Origin of the sequence: Qipengyuania sp., from assembly GCF_042095715.1 — a bacterium.
GTDB lineage: Bacteria > Pseudomonadota > Alphaproteobacteria > Sphingomonadales > Sphingomonadaceae > Qipengyuania.
Genome location: NZ_JBELMO010000013.1, coordinates 1 through 15,746 on the forward strand (window position 1 = coordinate 1; position 15,746 = coordinate 15,746).

Below are 15,746 nucleotides of genomic sequence, written 5' to 3' on the forward strand. Positions count from 1 at the left end.
TCTTCCGATCTGCCATACTGCTGCTTGACCTCGTGGAATTCGCTGCCGTCCACGATGCGAGCGTTCACCTCATGCACGTCGTAGGGTGCGCGGTCATCTTCGGGGATCAGGGCATAAAGATCCTCGGCATCGAACTTCGGCGCGCGCGGACTCTTGAGCGCGACATCCTTCGCGGCGGCATAATTTTCGCCCAAATGGCTCACGATATCGCGAACGATGGTCAGCGCATGCTCGTCATTTTCGGCGAGATGATCGACGACGCCGGATTTCTTCACATGCAGGTCGCCGCCGCCAAGGTCCTCGGCACTGATTTCCTCCCCCGTAGCGGCCTTCACCAGGGGCGGCCCGGCGAGGAAGATCGTGCCCTGGTTGCGCACGATGACGGTTTCGTCCGACATGGCGGGCACATAGGCGCCGCCGGCGGTGCAGCTTCCCATGACGCAGGCGATCTGCGGGATGCCCAGTGCGCTCATATTGGCCTGGTTGAAGAAGATGCGTCCGAAGTGCTCCTTGTCCGGAAAAACCTCTGCCTGGTAGGGCAGGTTGGCACCGCCGCTATCGACCAGGTAGATGCAGGGCAGGCGGTTGTCCTGCGCTATCTCCTGTGCGCGCAAATGCTTCTTCACCGTCATGGGGTAGTAGGAGCCACCCTTCACGGTCGGATCGTTGCATACGATCATCACCTGCCTTCCCGAGACCCGCCCGATCCCGCAGATCATCGAGGCGCCGTTGACGTCGCCTTCATACATGCCGTTCGCTGCGAGCTGCCCGATCTCGAGAAAAGGCGAGCCGGGATCGAGCAACCGCTCGACCCGCTCACGGGGAAGCAGCTTGCCTCGAGAGACGTGTCGCTCGCGGTGGCGCTCCGATCCTCCCAGGCTCGCTTCGGCGACTTTTTCGCGCAACTCGGTGGCGAGCGCCTTGTTGTGCTCGAACCGCGCTTTGGCGTCGGGTGCGTCCCGGTCGAGCTGGGATTTGAGAACAGGTGCAGTCATCGTCTCTCCTTGGCGGCCGCCCTAACGGTCTTGCATCGCAACGCCAAGCAGCCACAAGGGAAACGATGCTGTTACGCCTTATCGCAGCCCTCCTGCTGCTTCTCCCCGTTTCGCAACCGGTTTTTGCCCAGGATGGGGCTTACGCACCGCCGGTGCCGCCGCCGTGCCGACGGGTCGGTGACGATCCATCACTGACGATCGACCCGGCCATCGCCGCGGATCTTGCGGAGATTGGCCTCGACCGGGCTGCGATCTTCGAGCGGATGCGGGAGACATCGATCCCCGAAACCATGGGCTGCTGGGCGATGCCGGTGGGCAATTTCGACAGCCAGCTGATCTCGGTGGGAATGGCCCAGTGGAACTATGGAACCGGGAGCCTGCAGCCGGTGCTGGAAGAATGGCGCAGGTCGTTCGGATCGAAACGCGAGGCGAAGCGGGAGATCGCGAAACTGGCGCCGGTCTATGGCAAGCTCCTCTTCTCGAAAGACTGCCTGGCCGTGCCGGTCCGCCAGTCCTGCCGCGCGGGCATTCTCGTCGCGCACGGAGAGGATGGAAAGCTCAACCCTGTCATCATGGGCGAGCTGACCTCCCTGTTCGAAAGCAACCGGATGCTGCAGGTGCAGCTCGACCATTATCTTGCCTTGCTCGAAGATGTGCGCGGCGACCTTGTCCGGGTCTTTCCGCAAGGCCCGATCACTACGCGCAAGATTCGCTGGGCCATCGACACACGCGTTCAGCAGGGCGGCCTGCCGTCGAGCGAAGATATCGCTCGCCTTCGCCGAAAGCTCGAAGCGATGCCGCGCGAGGAATACTGGCAGCGCCTCGATGCGATCTTCAGCTGGTACGATGCCATTTCACAAACGATAGATCAGGATGGAATCGGCCGCGACTATGCATGGAACGTCGCGCAATGGCGTTGCCTTATGTACACCGGCCAGATCGATCCGGAGCAGTATGAACTTCTGAACATAACCTTCCTGCGCAGCCGCACCGCAACCGGCAATGCGGGCCGATGGCAGGCGCTCACCTTTTCTCGCCGGGCAAAGATAGTTCTGGGCGTGGGCAGCGTGAGCGGAGTGCGCGACGGCGGCTGCTTGGTGTTCTAGCGCGTTAGCGTCTTTTCACGAACTCGGCGCGCAGGACGAGCCCCTTGATGCCGGAATATTTGCAGTCGATTTCCTGGGCGTCGCCGGTCAGGCGGATCGACTTTATCAGTGTGCCCTGCTTTAGCGTCTGGCCCGCGCCCTTCACATCGAGGTCCTTGATCAGCGTTACCTGATCGCCGTCCTGCAACAGGTTTCCTACCGCATCGCGAACTTCGACCGCGTCGGCCGCAGCCTGCTTCGCGGCCAGTTCGGGCGCAGTTATCCACTCGCCGCTGTCCTCGTCGTAGACGTAGTCTTCGTCTGCGCTCATCCCGCCGCCCCGATCAGCTCACGCCCGATAAGCATCCGGCGGATTTCGTTGGTGCCCGCGCCGATATCGAGCAGCTTGGCATCGCGCATGTAGCGTTCGACGGGCCAATCCAGCGTGTAGCCTGCGCCGCCCAGGGCCTGGACGCTCTCGGCAGCCACGCGAAACGCATTTTCGGAAGCCAGCAGGATGGCCCCGGCGGCATCGAAGCGGGTGGTATTTTCCGCGTCGCAGTTCTTGGCCACTGCGTAGGTGTAGGCACGTGCGGATTGCAGCGCGACATACATGTCGGCGACCTTTGCCTGCATCAACTGGAAGCTGCCGATGGGCTTACCGAACTGGGTTCGTTCTCGGAGATAGGGGATCACGGTGTCGAGGCAGGCCTGCATCACGCCCAGTTGCAATCCGGACAGCACCACGCGCTCGTAGTCGAGTCCGCTCATCAGCACGCCTACGCCGCCGTTTTCAGGGCCCATAACATTATCGTCCGGCACGAAGCAGTCGTCGAAAACCAGTTCCGCGGTGGGCGAGCCGCGCATACCGACCTTCTCGATCTTCTGACCGATCGAAAAACCTTCGAAATCCTTCTCGATCAGGAAGGTTGTGATGCCGCGGCTCGCCGCCTGCGGATCGGTCTTGGCATATACCACAAGCGTGTCCGCATAGGGTGCGTTGGTAATCCAGAACTTGGTGCCGTTGAGGACGTATCCCCCGTCGACCTTCTCGGCCTTGGCCTTCATCGAGACGACGTCGGATCCCGCGCTCGCCTCGCTCATTGCCAGGCTGCCGACATGCTCGCCGCTTATAAGCCTGGGCAGGTACTTCGCCTTCTGCGCCTCGTTGCCCCAGCGCGCGATCTGGTTGACGCAGAGGTTAGAATGCGCGCCGTAGCTTAGGCCGACGCTGGCACTCGCGCGGCTGATTTCCTCGACCGCCACGACATGCTCGAGATAGCCGAGGCCCAAGCCGCCGTCAGCCTCGGGCACGGTAATGCCGTGCAGGCCCAGCGCGCCCATTGCCGGCCACAGCTCGGCCTTCGGAAACCAGTCTTCGCGGTCGATCTTCTCGGCAAGCGGCGCAATCTGCTCGTCGGCGAAACGCGCGACGCTGTCTCGGATCATCTCGGCGCTCTCGCCAAGCTGGAAGTCGAAGTCGGGAGTTGCCCGCATCTTACTCTCCTGGAAAAATTTGATCTGCCGATAGCGGGGCGACCACAAAGTCGCAATCGACGCGCGTCCAGTCCGGCCCCTTGCGTACTGCCCCTGCTGAGCCACGCCCTGCCTGATTAGCTACAGTGATCGGAGCGAAACTGAAAAATCTCGGAAGAACAATGATTTCTATCTCTTGGTTAACAGGTTGGGAATGGGCCGCACGCCGTCGTCTCGGAGTGAGGAAAAGAGGAAGGACTAAAGAATGCAGACTTCATCAACAATGATCCGGGGGCTACGCGCCCCGGCCATGGCGCTGCTCTTAGCGGGAGCTGGCGCGCCTGCGATGGCAGCGACATATATCGTCGACTTCACTTCTCTGAACGGAAGCGGAGTTACTGGCACTGCTAACCTGGATTACGATCCCGATGCGCGCGCATTGTCTGTGTCCTTCAATGTATTCGGGCTCGATCCCAATGGCGGACATGTAGCTCACATTCATGGGTTGTTTGCCAATGGTCAGCCTGCGGACTCGACGACGCCGACTTCCGCTCAGGATACCGACGGCGATGGATTTATCGAGTTGGGAGAGGGCGCGCAGATCTATGGCGATGTCCTGCTGCCCCTTGGCGACATCGGTTCGAACGCAGCCGGGGTGTCGACTTACTCCATGACCTACGATCTTTCGGACAGCTCGATCTTTAACGCCGATTACGATGAAGACGATCTCACTCCGTTCGAGCTTCGCGAAGTCGTCATCCATGGGCTGACGGTGCCGCAGGGTCCGGGCGCGGGGACGGATGGAGAGGTAGACGGCACCAACGGCTATCTGGCTACGCTCCCGGTCGCATCCGGCGAGATCATGGCCGCCGGAATGGGTGCCGTTCCTGAACCCGGGACCTGGGCCATGCTGATCGTCGGCTTCGGCGCCATCGGTGGCAGTCTGCGTGCCAAGGGCGCGGCAAAGCGTCGTCTAGGAAAAGCTATGGCTGCGTAAGCCTCGACGAAAAATGACAAAAGGGGCCTCCGAATCAGCAGTTCGGAGGCCCTTTTTATAAGCCAGCAGATTTATTCTGCCGCTTCGGCCTCCGCCTCTTCGAGTGTCGGATAATCGATATAGCCATGCTCGCCGGGGAAGTACCAGGTGGCCGGTACGTCCACGTTCGGAGCAAACTCCGCGCCCTTGGCGATGCGGGCGGGGAGGTCTGGATTGGAGATGAACGGTCTGCCGAAGCTGACCGCATCGCATCGTCCACTCTCGACATCGGCGGCGGCTTCCTCGGCGGAATAGTCCGAATTGAGGATAAGCGATCCGGAGTAGATCGAGCGAATAAGCTTGTCCTGCTTGGGTACGTCAGTCCGGCCGAAAGTTCCCTCGGGCCCGGGCTGGCGAAGTTCGAGGAAGGCGAGGCCCAGATCCTCGACCACTTTAGCGGCTGCCCCGAAAGTGGTCGCCGGATCACTATCATCGGCACCCTGGGTCTCGCCATTGGGGCTGAGCCTTACGCCGACCCGGTCTGCGGTCCACACATCGATCAACGCTTCGAGGACCTCGCGCAGGATGCGGCTGCGGTTTTCCGCGCTGCCGCCGTAACGATCTTCGCGCAGATTGGTGCTGTCGCGCAAAAACTGGTCGATGAGGTAGCCATTCGCACCATGGAGTTGCACGCCGTCGAAGCCGGCGGCCAGAGCATTGGCCGCGGCGTGCCGGTAATCCTCCACGACCCGGGCTACCTCATCGGTTTCGAGAGCGCGCGCCTCGACATAATCCAGCTTGCCCTGGGGGGTGTGGGCCTGCCCCGGCGCCTTGGTCGCGCTAGCCGACACGGGCTTTTCGCCACCGAGGAAGACCGGATGCACGATGCGCCCCATGTGCCATAGCTGAAGCACGATCTGTCCACCTTCCTCGTGTACCGCCTGGGTGACTTTCTGCCAGCCCGCGACCTGCTCTTCGGTCCAGATACCTGGGGCGGATGGCCAGCCAGATCCTTCCACACTGATGCCGGTCGCTTCGCTGATGATCAGCCCCGCGCTCGCGCGCTGACGATAATAGGTGGTCATCATGTCGTTCGGTACGACGCCCGGCTGGGTTGCTCGACCGCGGGTGAGCGGCGCCATGAAGATGCGATTTCTTGCCTCGATCGCTCCCATGGTGATCGGCTCAAACAGGGAATCATGCATGATCGGCGCATCCTTTCGGCTGGTTTCGTTTCGAAACCCAGCTAGGTGCGCTGCATGGCAATCGCAACCGGTGAGAGCAAAGAACAAGCCGATGGCGGGCTTCTGCCGCTCTTGGCATTGATCGGCGGGAATGCGGCGCTGGCATTGGGCCCCTGGCTGGTGCGCCTTACCGACACGGGGCCCGTGGCGGCGGGATTCTGGCGCCTGCTTCTCCCGCTTCCGCTTTTCGCGGTGCTGGCATGGCGCGAACGGGTGGGCGCAAGGCTGAGCCGACCCATCGTTTTGCTGGTACTTGCAGCCGGGATCGCGTTCGCACTGGATCTGGCGAGCTGGCACATCGGTATAGAGCGGACCCGGCTCGGCAACGCCACGCTGTTCGGGAATTCGGGCAGCCTGATCCTTATGGTGGTGGGAATCGTTGCCCTGCGCCGCCGACCCACTGTGGCGGAGGCATCGGCGATATTGGCGGCACTGGCAGGCGCGGCGATCCTGTTCGGCCAGAGCCTGGATATCTCGGTCAGGACGCTAAGGGGCGATCTGTTCTGCCTGCTCGCGGGGGTATTCTACGTTGGGTATTTGCTGCCGGCGCAAAGGGCGCGGGCAAGCGTAGGGCAATGGAGTGTCCTGTTGCTGGTGTGTTGCGCGGGCGCACCTGTCCTCCTCGCAATCGCGCTTGGGGCCGGGGAGCCGGTATGGCCAAGTGCTGCCGGGTTTGCCCCGGTGGTGGCGCTGGCCATCAGCAGCCAGGTGGTGGGGCAGGGCCTGCTGGTTTTCGCTTTGAAGCACTTTCCGCCGCTCGTTATCGGGATGGCCCTGCTCACTCAGCCGGCGCTGGCCGCTTTTACCGGATGGCTGGCCTTTGGTGAATTGCTGTCCCCGCTCGACATCCTCGGCATGGCTCTGATCGGCATGGCATTGGTGATTGCACGGGTCAGGCGCGAAAAGCCTTGAGGAACGTGAGGTAGCGCTCTTCCACGGCGGCAAGATCCGGGCCGGACAGCGCCAGTCGGGCCTGTTCCCGAAGTTTCTGGCCTTGATCGCGCAAAAGGGCGATCCGCTGTTTCGCCTGGATCAGCGTGGCGGCGGCGCGCAAGGTGTCGAACATCACCAGCGCGGCCTGCGGATTGGTGGCGGCGGCACTGCGCATAGCGCCGAAGCCGCGTTCCAGAAAATGCTGAAACGTATCCGGCAGGGGATAGACCTGCGAATTTTCCGGATGATCCTCGATCCGCCGGCGCAAGTCCCGGCGACCCAGTTCCGAAGTTGCGGCCCCTAGCCAATGTAACGTGGTAATCGCAGTGAAGGGGTCGTTGATGCCGGGGCTGAGCGCCCGCAGGCCGATCTCCACCAGTTCGTCGATCAGGAACTGGGGATCCTGCGTGGGCGTGCGGGTGGCGCCGATGGCGAAGGCTTCCGCAGCCGCCTGCCTGACGTGCTCGTCCGCGTCACCACCGCACACACGCGCCACCGGCATGCCCGGATGCACGAAATCGCCGGTCCGCACCTCGAGTGCTATGTTGCAATCATTCTTCTCGGACAGCTGCGCCAGTTCTTCGAAATCGATGATCTGGACATAGCCGGTTCGGTCTATGGTGATGGCCTCGCCATCCGGACCAGGTTCCAGTTCGCGACCCGATCCGTCTTCCGGATAGTTGTCGCGAATATCACGCAACAGGCGCCCTCCGATGCCCTGCAGCACCGAATTGATGCGGATCGAGGAAGGGACATGGTTGAGGAAATACACCAGCACTGCCACCGAAAGGGCCATCAGCAGATAGGCGACGAGAAGCGACAGCTGTGGCACGAAGCCAGGCTGACTTGTCGATCCGGCGTTGAATGCGGCGAATGCAACCTCGTCCTCTGCGCGGACGGTGCGCAAGACCGTTATGGCGTAGACGAAGGTACCGATGAAAGTCGCAAGGCTCAGCTGATTGCCCTTGTCTTCCATGAAGTTGGTCAGGAGACGGGGGCCGTAATTGCCGCTGGCATAGGCAACTGCTGCAATAGTGATCGAGAAAACGGTTGAAGCGACGCCGATGGTGGAACCCGCGATCACCTGCAGCATGTTCGATGCCGACTGTGGACGGGCAGGCTGCAGCCACCCGATGCTATTCAAGGATTCTGCGAATCCGTTACGGTCTAGCCAGACCAGCGTGACCGCCAACGACACGCCAATCAGAGCAAACAGCGCGGGATAGAACCAGTAATTGGAATTCAGCCGCGACCATAGCCAGCGGATATCGGCATTCATGGTCGCCCTCCGTCAGCGCGTTGTCACTGTTCGTCGGCGCCTTGGCCAATCTCGCGGTTGAGGAAAGCCAGCAGCAAGGCCGCCCGCTTGGCATCTTCCGCATGATCGGAACCCACCGAATGTCCGCCCTCGCGATATTCGTGATAGTAGAAGGTTTGTCCGAAGTCTTCCAATTTGGCCGCCGCCTTGCGCGCGTGGCCCGGATGAACCCGATCATCCAGCGTCGATAGATAATAGAAGGTCGCTGGATAGTTCGGGACGTTGCGCATGTTCTGATAGGGCGACCATGCCTTCATGAACGCCCAGTCGGCCGGCATATCGGGATTGCCGTATTCGGCCATCCAGGACGCGCCTGCCAGCAGCTTGTTATAGCGGCGCATGTCGATTAGCGGGCTGCCCGAAATGATCGCGCCATAAAGGTCGGGCCGCTGGTTCGCCACCGCGCCGACGAGCACGCCGCCATTGGAGCGGCCGGAGGCAGCTATGCGGCCGGGCTGGGCCATGTTGGCTGCGACCAGATCATCGGCCACGGCGTGAAAATCGTCAAAGCTTTTCTGGCGCTTTTCCCTCAGCGCATCCTCGTGCCAGCGTGGACCGTATTCCCCGCCGCCACGAATGTTGGCAAGGACATAGGCGTTTCCTTCTTCCAGCCAGAACAGGCCCAGCGGCCCGCTGCGATAGGGTTCGGCCGTCAGATACTTGGGCGTCTGCGCGTTGCGGAACCCGCCATAGGCATGGATGAGTGTGGGCAGCGGTCCTTCCGCACCCTTGGGGCGGGCGAGGTAATATGGGACCTTTGTGCCGTCCCTGGACGTGGCGAATTTCTGTTCGACCGTGAACTTCGATGCATCGAACTGAGCCGGCTCGCTGGCGATCGCCACGGGCTCTCCCATGCTGGGGACAGCGTAGAGCGTGGGCGGGGTAAGCATGCTTTCCACCGTCACGAAGGCGGTGTCACCCTTGGTGCTGGTTTGCGCAATCTGGATCGTGCTGTTGGGGGGAAGGGCCATCTCCCTCTTCGACCATCCAGATGGGCCCGGGGTGAGTTCGATCAGCTTGCCCGAAACATCGTCGAGCACCTTTACCCACAGCTTGCTTTCCGAACTCGCGACCTCTTCCACCGCCTGCGAGGCGCTGGGCACGAACAGCGTGAAAGACGTCACGGCCTTGCCGTCCATCACATCCTGCAATGCGAAGGCGACGAGCGTTCCGGGCTGAGCGGTGCCCGATCGAACCTTGAGCGGGGAGTTCAGCTTGGCGATGGCGAAGCCGTCCAGAACGCCTTGAAACTCGGCATCTTCAGGCATGGGCAGGGCAACGGTGGAGCCGTCGCTTCGGACCAAGGACAGGTTGTTGGTCCAGAAACTGGGGCTACGGTTGACGAAGCGCCAGCGCGTGTCGCCGTCCAGCGTCGAGAAGCCGCTGATGCTGACGTCTGCCTTCTGTCCCTCGGCGATCTGCCTGGCAGCGCTGAAGGGCGTGCCGCGCTTCCACAGCTTCACCAGCCTTGGGTAGCCCGAATCGGTCAGCGATCCTTCGCCCTCCTCGGTGCCGACGAACAGGGTGTCCTTGTCGTACCAGGCGACGTTGGACTTGGCCGCGGGCAGGGTGAAGCCGCCCTCGACGAACGCCCCGGTTCCGATATCGAATTCCCGAACCACGTCCGCGTCGGTGCCGCCCGGGCTGACCGATACGAGGCAGCGCGTGTATTCAGGCGCGAGGCAGTTCGCGCCGTGCCAAACCCAGCTCTGATTTTCCTTCCGGCCAAGCGCATCGACGTCGATCAGGGTGCGCCATTCGGGCGCGCCCTTCATGTAACTGTCGAGGCTGGCGATCCGCCAGATCCCGCGCGGGTTCTTGGCATCGCGCCAGAGATTGGTAACCTGGTCGCCGTAGATGGCAGTCGGCATCGCGATCTGCCGATCATCGTCCAGAATTTGCCGGGCCCACGCCTTGGCTAGCGGATATTCGGGTGCCTTTGTGAGCACGGCCTCGGTCTCGGCGTTCCAGGCATCAACCTTGGCGAGAGCCTTCTCGCCCTTGATCTCTTCCAGCCAGATGTACGGATCGTCCGCATCGGTATCCTGTGCCGCGATCGGAGCGGCCAGGCTGAGCGTTGCGAAGGCGAGCGCAAAACGCGCGACCATATGTTTTCCTCCCATATTTATTTCAGACTTTGCCCAGATCGCCCTTGCCGATCGTTCCGCTGGCCATTTCCAGCATCCTGTCGAGGCTTTGCTTGGCCTTGATGCGCAGGCCTTCCTCAATCTCGATCCGTGGTTCCAGATCGCGAAGGGCGAGGTAGAGCTTGGGTAGCGTGTTTAGCGCCATGTAGGGGCAGATGTTGCAGGCGCAGTTCCCGTCCGCGCCCGGCGCACCGATGAAGTTTTTCTCCGGTACCGCCTTCTCCATCTGGTGAATGATATGCGGTTCGGTGGCGATGATCAGCGTATCGCCTTCGAAGGTCTTGGAATATTGCAGGATGCCGCTGGTCGATCCGACGTAGTCCGCATGGTCGATAATCGTCGGCGGGCATTCGGGATGCGCCACGACGGGGGCGCCCGGATGCTGCGCTTTCAGCTTCAAGAGCTCTGTTTCGCTAAAGGCTTCATGCACGATGCACACGCCCGGCCACAAAAGCATGTCGCGGTTGAACTTGCGCGACAGATAACCGCCCAGATGGCGATCCGGCCCGAAAATGATCGGCTGATCCTCCGGAATCTGGCTGATGATGGTTTCGGCGCTCGAACTGGTGACGATGAAATCGGACAGCGCCTTCACCTCGGTCGAACAGTTGATGTAGGTCAGCGCGATGTGATCGGGATGCTTTTCGCGAAATGCCTTGAACTTCTCGGGCGGGCAGCTGTCCTCGAGGGAGCAGCCCGCGTCCATGTCGGGCAGGACCACGATCTTTTCGGGGCTCAGGATCTTGGCGGTATCGGCCATGAACTTGACCCCGCAGAATGCGATTACTTCCGCTTCGGTCTCCGCTGCCTTGCGGCTCAGTTCGAGGCTGTCGCCGACGAAATCGGCCAGGTCCTGAATTTGGGGCTTCTGGTAATAATGCGCCAGGATCACCGCGTTGCGCTCCTTGCGAAGGCGGTCGATCTCGGCGAGCAGGTCTTCGCCGGCGGGTATTGTGAACTGGTCGGTCATTGTCGCTCCTCGGCCTGTCAACGCCTATAGCGCCAATGCGGTCCACGAACAGTGCCGGTTGTTCCCTGCGCCGGTTCATGCGACTGGCGCGGACCATGGATGATCCCGTACTAAAGGAAGCCGATTACGCAAGCGCGCGCGGACTGGTTGCCAATCGCCCCGTCTTCTTCGGTTCGGCTGGCCTGATCATCCTGTTTTCCCTGCTGGGCGCCGTGTTTCCCAAGGCGGCGGACCGCCTGTTCCAGCAGGTGCAAGCGCTGATCGTGGCCGATTTCGGCTGGTTCTACATCGCCGCCGTGGCCATTTTCCTGGGTTTCGTTCTGTTTCTCATGTTCAGTCGCTATGGCGATGTGAAGCTTGGTCCCGATGCCAGCGAGCCCGAATATAGCCATCTATCTTGGTTCGCGATGCTGTTCAGCGCAGGGATGGGGATCGGCCTGGTCTTCTTCGGAGTGGCCGAACCGATCCAGCATTTCGCCGATCCGCCCATGGGGGAAGGGGGCACGGTGGAGGCTGCCCGCCAGGCCATGGTCCTCACCTTCTTCCACTGGGGCGTGCATGCCTGGGCGATCTACGCGGTGTTGGGACTGGCGCTGGCCTATTTTTCGTTTCGCCGGGGTCTTCCGCTCACCATCCGTTCGGCGCTGTTCCCATTGCTCGGGCGCCGGATCTATGGACCGATCGGCAACGCAATCGACATCTTCGCGGTGCTCGGGACCATGTTCGGCGTCGCGACCTCGCTCGGCCTCGGCGTGCTCCAGGTCAATGCGGGGCTGGCCTATCTGATCGGGCTGCCGACGGGTGCGGGCATCCAGGTCATGCTGATCGCCGGGATCACCGCGCTTGCGACGCTCTCGGTGTTCCTGGGCCTCGATCGCGGTGTGAAGCGATTGTCGGAACTCAATATCATCTTCGCCCTGCTGTTGCTCGGCTTCGTGCTTGCCGCGGGGCCCACGCTGTTCCTGCTCCAGGCCTTCGTGCAGAATGTCGGTGCGTATCTGGGGGCGGTCGTGCCGCGAACGTTCCGGCTCTATGCTTATGAGCCCAATCCGTGGATTGCGGACTGGACGCTGTTCTACTGGGGCTGGTGGATCGCCTGGTCCCCCTTCGTAGGCATGTTTATCGCGCGCATTTCGCGCGGGCGCACGATCCGGCAGTTCGTGGTCGGCGTGCTGACCGTTCCCGTCCTTTTCACCTTCCTTTGGATGACGGTGTTCGGCAATACCGCCATTTCGCTCGATCAGTCGGGTACTGCCCCCATCGTGCAGATCGTGGCCGACGATATGCCGGTGGCGCTGTTCGCGATGCTGGCACAGCTCCCGTGGTCCACCATCACCTCCGCGCTGGCCACCCTGCTGATCGTGACTTTCTTCGTCACGTCGGCCGATTCGGGGGCGCTGGTCATAGACATGATAACGTCCGGCGCGGCCGAAAACCCGCCGGTCTTCCAGCGGATTTTCTGGGCGATCTGCGCGGGCGTGGTCGCTTCCGTACTGCTGCTGGCGGGGGGGCTTCAGGCGCTTCAGACCGCGGCAATCACCAGCGCGCTACCCTTCGCGGTGGTAATGATCTTCATCTGCTATGCGCTACTGCGGGGCCTCCAGATGGAAAAGCTGGGGACGCCCGCCGATTTCGGAACGATGCCATCGGCGCATCCCGATCCCGATGTGAGCTGGAAGACGCGGTTGAAGCTGGCGACCAACTCCTTCGACCGCAAAGCAATCGCACGCTTCTTGGACGAGCGGGCGTGGCCCGCCATTGACGAGGCGGCGGGCGAAATGCGGCGGCACAGCCTGTCGCCGGAAATCGAACGCACCGACGATTGCCTTCGCCTCATTCTGCCGCGCGGCGAATACGGGACCTTCAGCTATGAAATCGAAGCGCGCGGGTTCCGCAATCCCAGCTTCGCCTGGGCCGAATCCAAGCGTGCAAGCGAGAAAGACCAGCAGCATTTCCGCGCCATGGTGCGCAGTTCGGAAGGAGGGCGCACAATCGACATTACCGGCCTTTCAAAAGAACAGATCATCCACGATATCGTCGATCGCTACACCCATTTCCGCAATTCGCGCCGGCTCGACAGCTGATGGTCTCCTGCTCGCCGCACTATCCGGAGCCGAGCTACATCGTGAAGCCCGGCGGGATGAACGCTGTCATCGGCCGCTCCGCGCCGGGCGTTCCGGCGAGGACCCACTCCGTTAACGTATAGCCCACGGGGGTGTAGGCCAGCATCATCGAGATGACGAAGGTGGCGATATAGGCGCCCGTCCCCCACAGCAGGGCAGGGTGCACGCGGCCGAGACGCTTCATATCCGCCGCCATCAGGATGGCGGGAAAAATCAGCGTCGTCAGGAACGAGATTGTCCAGGCGTTCGGGATCAGCAAAGGCATCGGCAGAAGCCGCCCGACGCCGGGGCCGGTCAGGATGCTGAAACCCACGAGCATCAGGCGGCGGTGCCAGCCCATGTGGCGGCGCGTCGCAAGGCTCCACATCGCCAGCGCGCCGAAACACAGCAGCAATGCGATGTTGCTGACCAGGAATTCGTTTTGAGCGAAGAAGAACGGCCCACCCGTTCTGCGGGCGACCAGGATCATGATCGTGATCCCCATCGCCACCATGGCGGGAACCCACAGATAGCCCAGCTTGCCAAGCCGAATGTGCAGCTCCCGGCGTCCTGTTACGATGGTCCAACCCTGTACGAGGGACAGGGCGAGCCAGCCCATGAAGACGAGGGCGTGCGCGTGATAGGCTGCGGGCGCCGCGAAGGTGGACCGCCCCATGGCCAGGTTCAGCGTGAAGCCCGCAACGATGATAAGCGACATCGCCAGCGTCATGACGAAATAGAAGCGCCGTTCCGATTGTTCCGCGCTGCGCGGAGGTGCCCCCGCCGGCAAAGTAGCCATCGATTTTACTCCCCAACTCCATCGACGGGTCGAGTGTTACTCGAGTGTCGACACGCGGTCTTGTATCATCGCGCCAAATCGGCTGGGAGTGCGATTAGGCGGGCCCTGTCGTCTCTCCGTCGAATGCGACGTTCACGGTGACATCGCCATAGCCTGCGACCTGCATCGGGATGGCGAGGTTCTGTCGTACGGCTTCCTTGGCTGCCTGCCGCGCCAGCGCCAGCACTTCGGGGTTCTTGGCGAAGGCGTTGGCCTTCTGCTCCGCCTGGCGGGAATTGTTGCGCGCGAGCGCTTCAGCCGCGTTCCCGGTCACGAAATTGCCTTCGGTGAAGGTGCGAGCATCTGCCTCATCAAGATTGGGACGTGAGATGCGCAGGCTGGGCAGCGTTACCGAGAGTGTCTCGGTACCCGCATCCCAGGCGAAGCGGTCGCGGTCCATGGTAGAAAGGTCGAGCCGGTATTCGACAGTGGCCGGGATGATCGCGGCCTGCCTGCTCTTGAGGATATCGATTCCCAGTACGCCTTGGGTGTTGGTGCTTTCAGCAACCACCTCGAACCTGCTGGAAAACACCGTGAGGGAATTCTGCTTCTCGAAGGCCAGCATGGCGCTGCCCACCGGATCGCCTTCTTCCTTGTAAATGAACGCGCGCCAAGCCAGCCAGGCCGTGGCGGCGAGCAGGACGATGACGATCAGCCACGGAACCGCCTGGATGCGTGCCAGCGGCGTGTCACGCTTCGGGCGTTCCTGCAGTTCGGCTTCCTCGGTGCGGGTCAGCTTGTCCGCCATCGGTTATTCTCCTGAGTTACCTCCCCGCGGTCCTCCAGATCGATCAGATGCGCAAGGACGGAAAGCCCCGCTGCCTTGATCAGCCTTGGGTCCAGCTTCACGTACATCTTCGCCACCAGTTCTTCGACAGAGGCCGGTGATTCTGCCAGCAGGCGGCGGATCTGGTTCTCGCGCTGCTTGCGGTGCCCGATCATGCCGCGCACCAGCTGGCGCGGCTTTTCGACCGCTGGCCCATGTGCCGGATAATATATGCGGTCGTCTTCGCGCGTGTGGAGCCGCTCCAGGCTGCGCAAGTAATCGCTCATGCTGCCATCGGGTGGAACGACCACGCTGGTGGACCAGCCCATCACGTGATCGCCGGTGAACAGCGCGCCGCTTTCCTCCAGCGCGAAGCAGAGATGATTGGATACGTGACCCGGCGTTGCGACCGCGGTGAGGGTCCATCCCGGCCCCGTCATCGCCTCCCCATCGGCAAGGACGCGGTCCGGAGCATAGTCGGGATCGAACCCCTCGTCCGCGCGCGGTCCGGCCGTGTCGAAAGCGAGCGGCGCGCAGCCCACGATTGGCGCACCCGTGCTTTCGGCGAGTGGGCGGGATGCGGGCGAATGGTCGCGGTGGGTATGCGTGCACATGATGGCGACGACGTCTTCGTCGCCGATCGCGGCCTTCAGCGCTTCCAGATGTTCGGGCTCTGCCGGGCCCGGATCGATTACGGCGCAGCCTTCGCCCGCGCTAACGATATAGGTTTGCGTGCCCGTATAGGTGAAAGGCGACGGATTGGGCGCCAGCACCCGGCGGACCAGCGGCTCGATCTGCTCGGCCGTTCCGGTCGGCCAGGGCTTGGGGGGGGCGGCTACCATGGCTTGCATATGGCCACGCCGCTGCGCCATGTCACCCCGCCGCCCGCGAAGGGC

General features: G+C 62.2%; 14 protein-coding genes. 4 read left to right on the plus strand and 10 right to left on the minus strand.

The window, feature by feature from the left end; all coding sequences use genetic code 11:
• Positions 1–995, minus strand: a 995-nt coding sequence (locus tag ACFDTG_RS05120) for an acyl-CoA carboxylase subunit beta (protein WP_375289942.1), incomplete at its 3' end; no start/stop codon positions are given.
• 65 nt (positions 996–1,060) lie between these two features.
• Between ACFDTG_RS05120 and ACFDTG_RS05125 the strand changes: the two genes are divergently transcribed.
• Complete coding sequence (locus ACFDTG_RS05125) at positions 1,061–2,101, plus strand: hypothetical protein (protein WP_375289943.1); 1,041 nt, start codon at positions 1,061–1,063, stop codon at positions 2,099–2,101.
• A 4-nt stretch (positions 2,102–2,105) separates the two neighbouring features.
• On the opposite strand, the gene ACFDTG_RS05130 is transcribed toward ACFDTG_RS05125, so the two are convergent.
• Together ACFDTG_RS05130 and ACFDTG_RS05135 are read right to left on the minus strand one after the other, a co-directional pair.
• Positions 2,106–2,411 carry an alkylphosphonate utilization protein gene (locus tag ACFDTG_RS05130; RefSeq protein WP_375289944.1) on the minus strand — a complete coding sequence of 102 codons (306 nt, stop codon included), beginning with the start codon at positions 2,409–2,411 and terminating at the stop codon, positions 2,106–2,108.
• Positions 2,408–3,577 carry an isovaleryl-CoA dehydrogenase gene (locus ACFDTG_RS05135; protein WP_375289945.1) on the minus strand — a complete coding sequence of 390 codons (1,170 nt, stop codon included), beginning with the start codon at positions 3,575–3,577 and terminating at the stop codon, positions 2,408–2,410. The genes ACFDTG_RS05130 and ACFDTG_RS05135 overlap by 4 nt, the downstream gene beginning before the upstream one ends.
• Before the next feature lie 325 nt (positions 3,578–3,902).
• On the opposite strand from ACFDTG_RS05135, the gene ACFDTG_RS05140 reads away from it, so the two are divergent.
• A complete protein-coding gene (locus ACFDTG_RS05140; protein ID WP_375289946.1) occupies positions 3,903–4,553 on the plus strand; it encodes a PEPxxWA-CTERM sorting domain-containing protein in 651 nt (216 codons plus the stop codon).
• Between the two features lie 71 nt (positions 4,554–4,624).
• On the opposite strand, the gene ACFDTG_RS05145 is transcribed toward ACFDTG_RS05140, so the two are convergent.
• Positions 4,625–5,737 (minus strand): alkene reductase, encoded by a 1,113-nt coding sequence (locus ACFDTG_RS05145; protein ID WP_375289947.1) that lies wholly within the window; start codon positions 5,735–5,737, stop codon positions 4,625–4,627.
• Positions 5,738–5,791: 54 nt separating this feature from the next.
• Here ACFDTG_RS05145 and ACFDTG_RS05150 point away from each other — a divergent pair, with 54 nt between their 5' ends.
• Positions 5,792–6,688, plus strand: coding sequence for a DMT family transporter (locus ACFDTG_RS05150; RefSeq protein WP_375289948.1), 897 nt, complete (start codon positions 5,792–5,794; stop codon positions 6,686–6,688).
• On the opposite strand, the gene ACFDTG_RS05155 is transcribed toward ACFDTG_RS05150, so the two are convergent.
• The 3 genes from ACFDTG_RS05155 to nadA are packed head-to-tail and all read right to left on the minus strand — an operon-like array spanning position 6,669 to position 11,144.
• Entirely contained in the window at positions 6,669–7,988 is a 1,320-nt protein-coding gene (locus tag ACFDTG_RS05155; RefSeq protein ID WP_375289949.1) for a DUF2254 domain-containing protein, read from the minus strand. The two genes, ACFDTG_RS05150 and ACFDTG_RS05155, sit on opposite strands and share 20 nt — an antisense overlap.
• 23 nt (positions 7,989–8,011) lie before the next feature.
• Positions 8,012–10,135, minus strand: a complete 2,124-nt coding sequence (locus ACFDTG_RS05160; protein WP_375289950.1) for a prolyl oligopeptidase family protein — start codon at positions 10,133–10,135, stop codon at positions 8,012–8,014.
• A 22-nt stretch (positions 10,136–10,157) separates the two neighbouring features.
• Positions 10,158–11,144 carry a quinolinate synthase NadA gene (nadA, locus tag ACFDTG_RS05165; protein WP_375289951.1) on the minus strand — a complete coding sequence of 329 codons (987 nt, stop codon included), beginning with the start codon at positions 11,142–11,144 and terminating at the stop codon, positions 10,158–10,160.
• Between the two features lie 95 nt (positions 11,145–11,239).
• Between nadA and ACFDTG_RS05170 the strand changes: the two genes are divergently transcribed.
• On the plus strand, positions 11,240–13,228 hold the full coding sequence (locus ACFDTG_RS05170) for a BCCT family transporter (RefSeq protein ID WP_375289952.1): 1,989 nt from the start codon (positions 11,240–11,242) through the stop codon (positions 13,226–13,228).
• Between the two features lie 34 nt (positions 13,229–13,262).
• Here the strand turns inward: ACFDTG_RS05170 and ACFDTG_RS05175 are convergent, their stop codons facing one another.
• From ACFDTG_RS05175 to ACFDTG_RS05185, 3 genes are all read right to left on the minus strand, one after another.
• Positions 13,263–14,045 carry a hypothetical protein gene (locus tag ACFDTG_RS05175; RefSeq protein ID WP_375289953.1) on the minus strand — a complete coding sequence of 261 codons (783 nt, stop codon included), beginning with the start codon at positions 14,043–14,045 and terminating at the stop codon, positions 13,263–13,265.
• Between the two features lie 94 nt (positions 14,046–14,139).
• Positions 14,140–14,832, minus strand: coding sequence for a DUF4230 domain-containing protein (locus tag ACFDTG_RS05180; protein ID WP_375289954.1), 693 nt, complete (start codon positions 14,830–14,832; stop codon positions 14,140–14,142).
• Positions 14,817–15,692 carry an MBL fold metallo-hydrolase gene (locus ACFDTG_RS05185; protein ID WP_375289991.1) on the minus strand — a complete coding sequence of 292 codons (876 nt, stop codon included), beginning with the start codon at positions 15,690–15,692 and terminating at the stop codon, positions 14,817–14,819. The genes ACFDTG_RS05180 and ACFDTG_RS05185 overlap by 16 nt, the downstream gene beginning before the upstream one ends.
• Positions 15,693–15,746 lie beyond the last annotated feature (54 nt).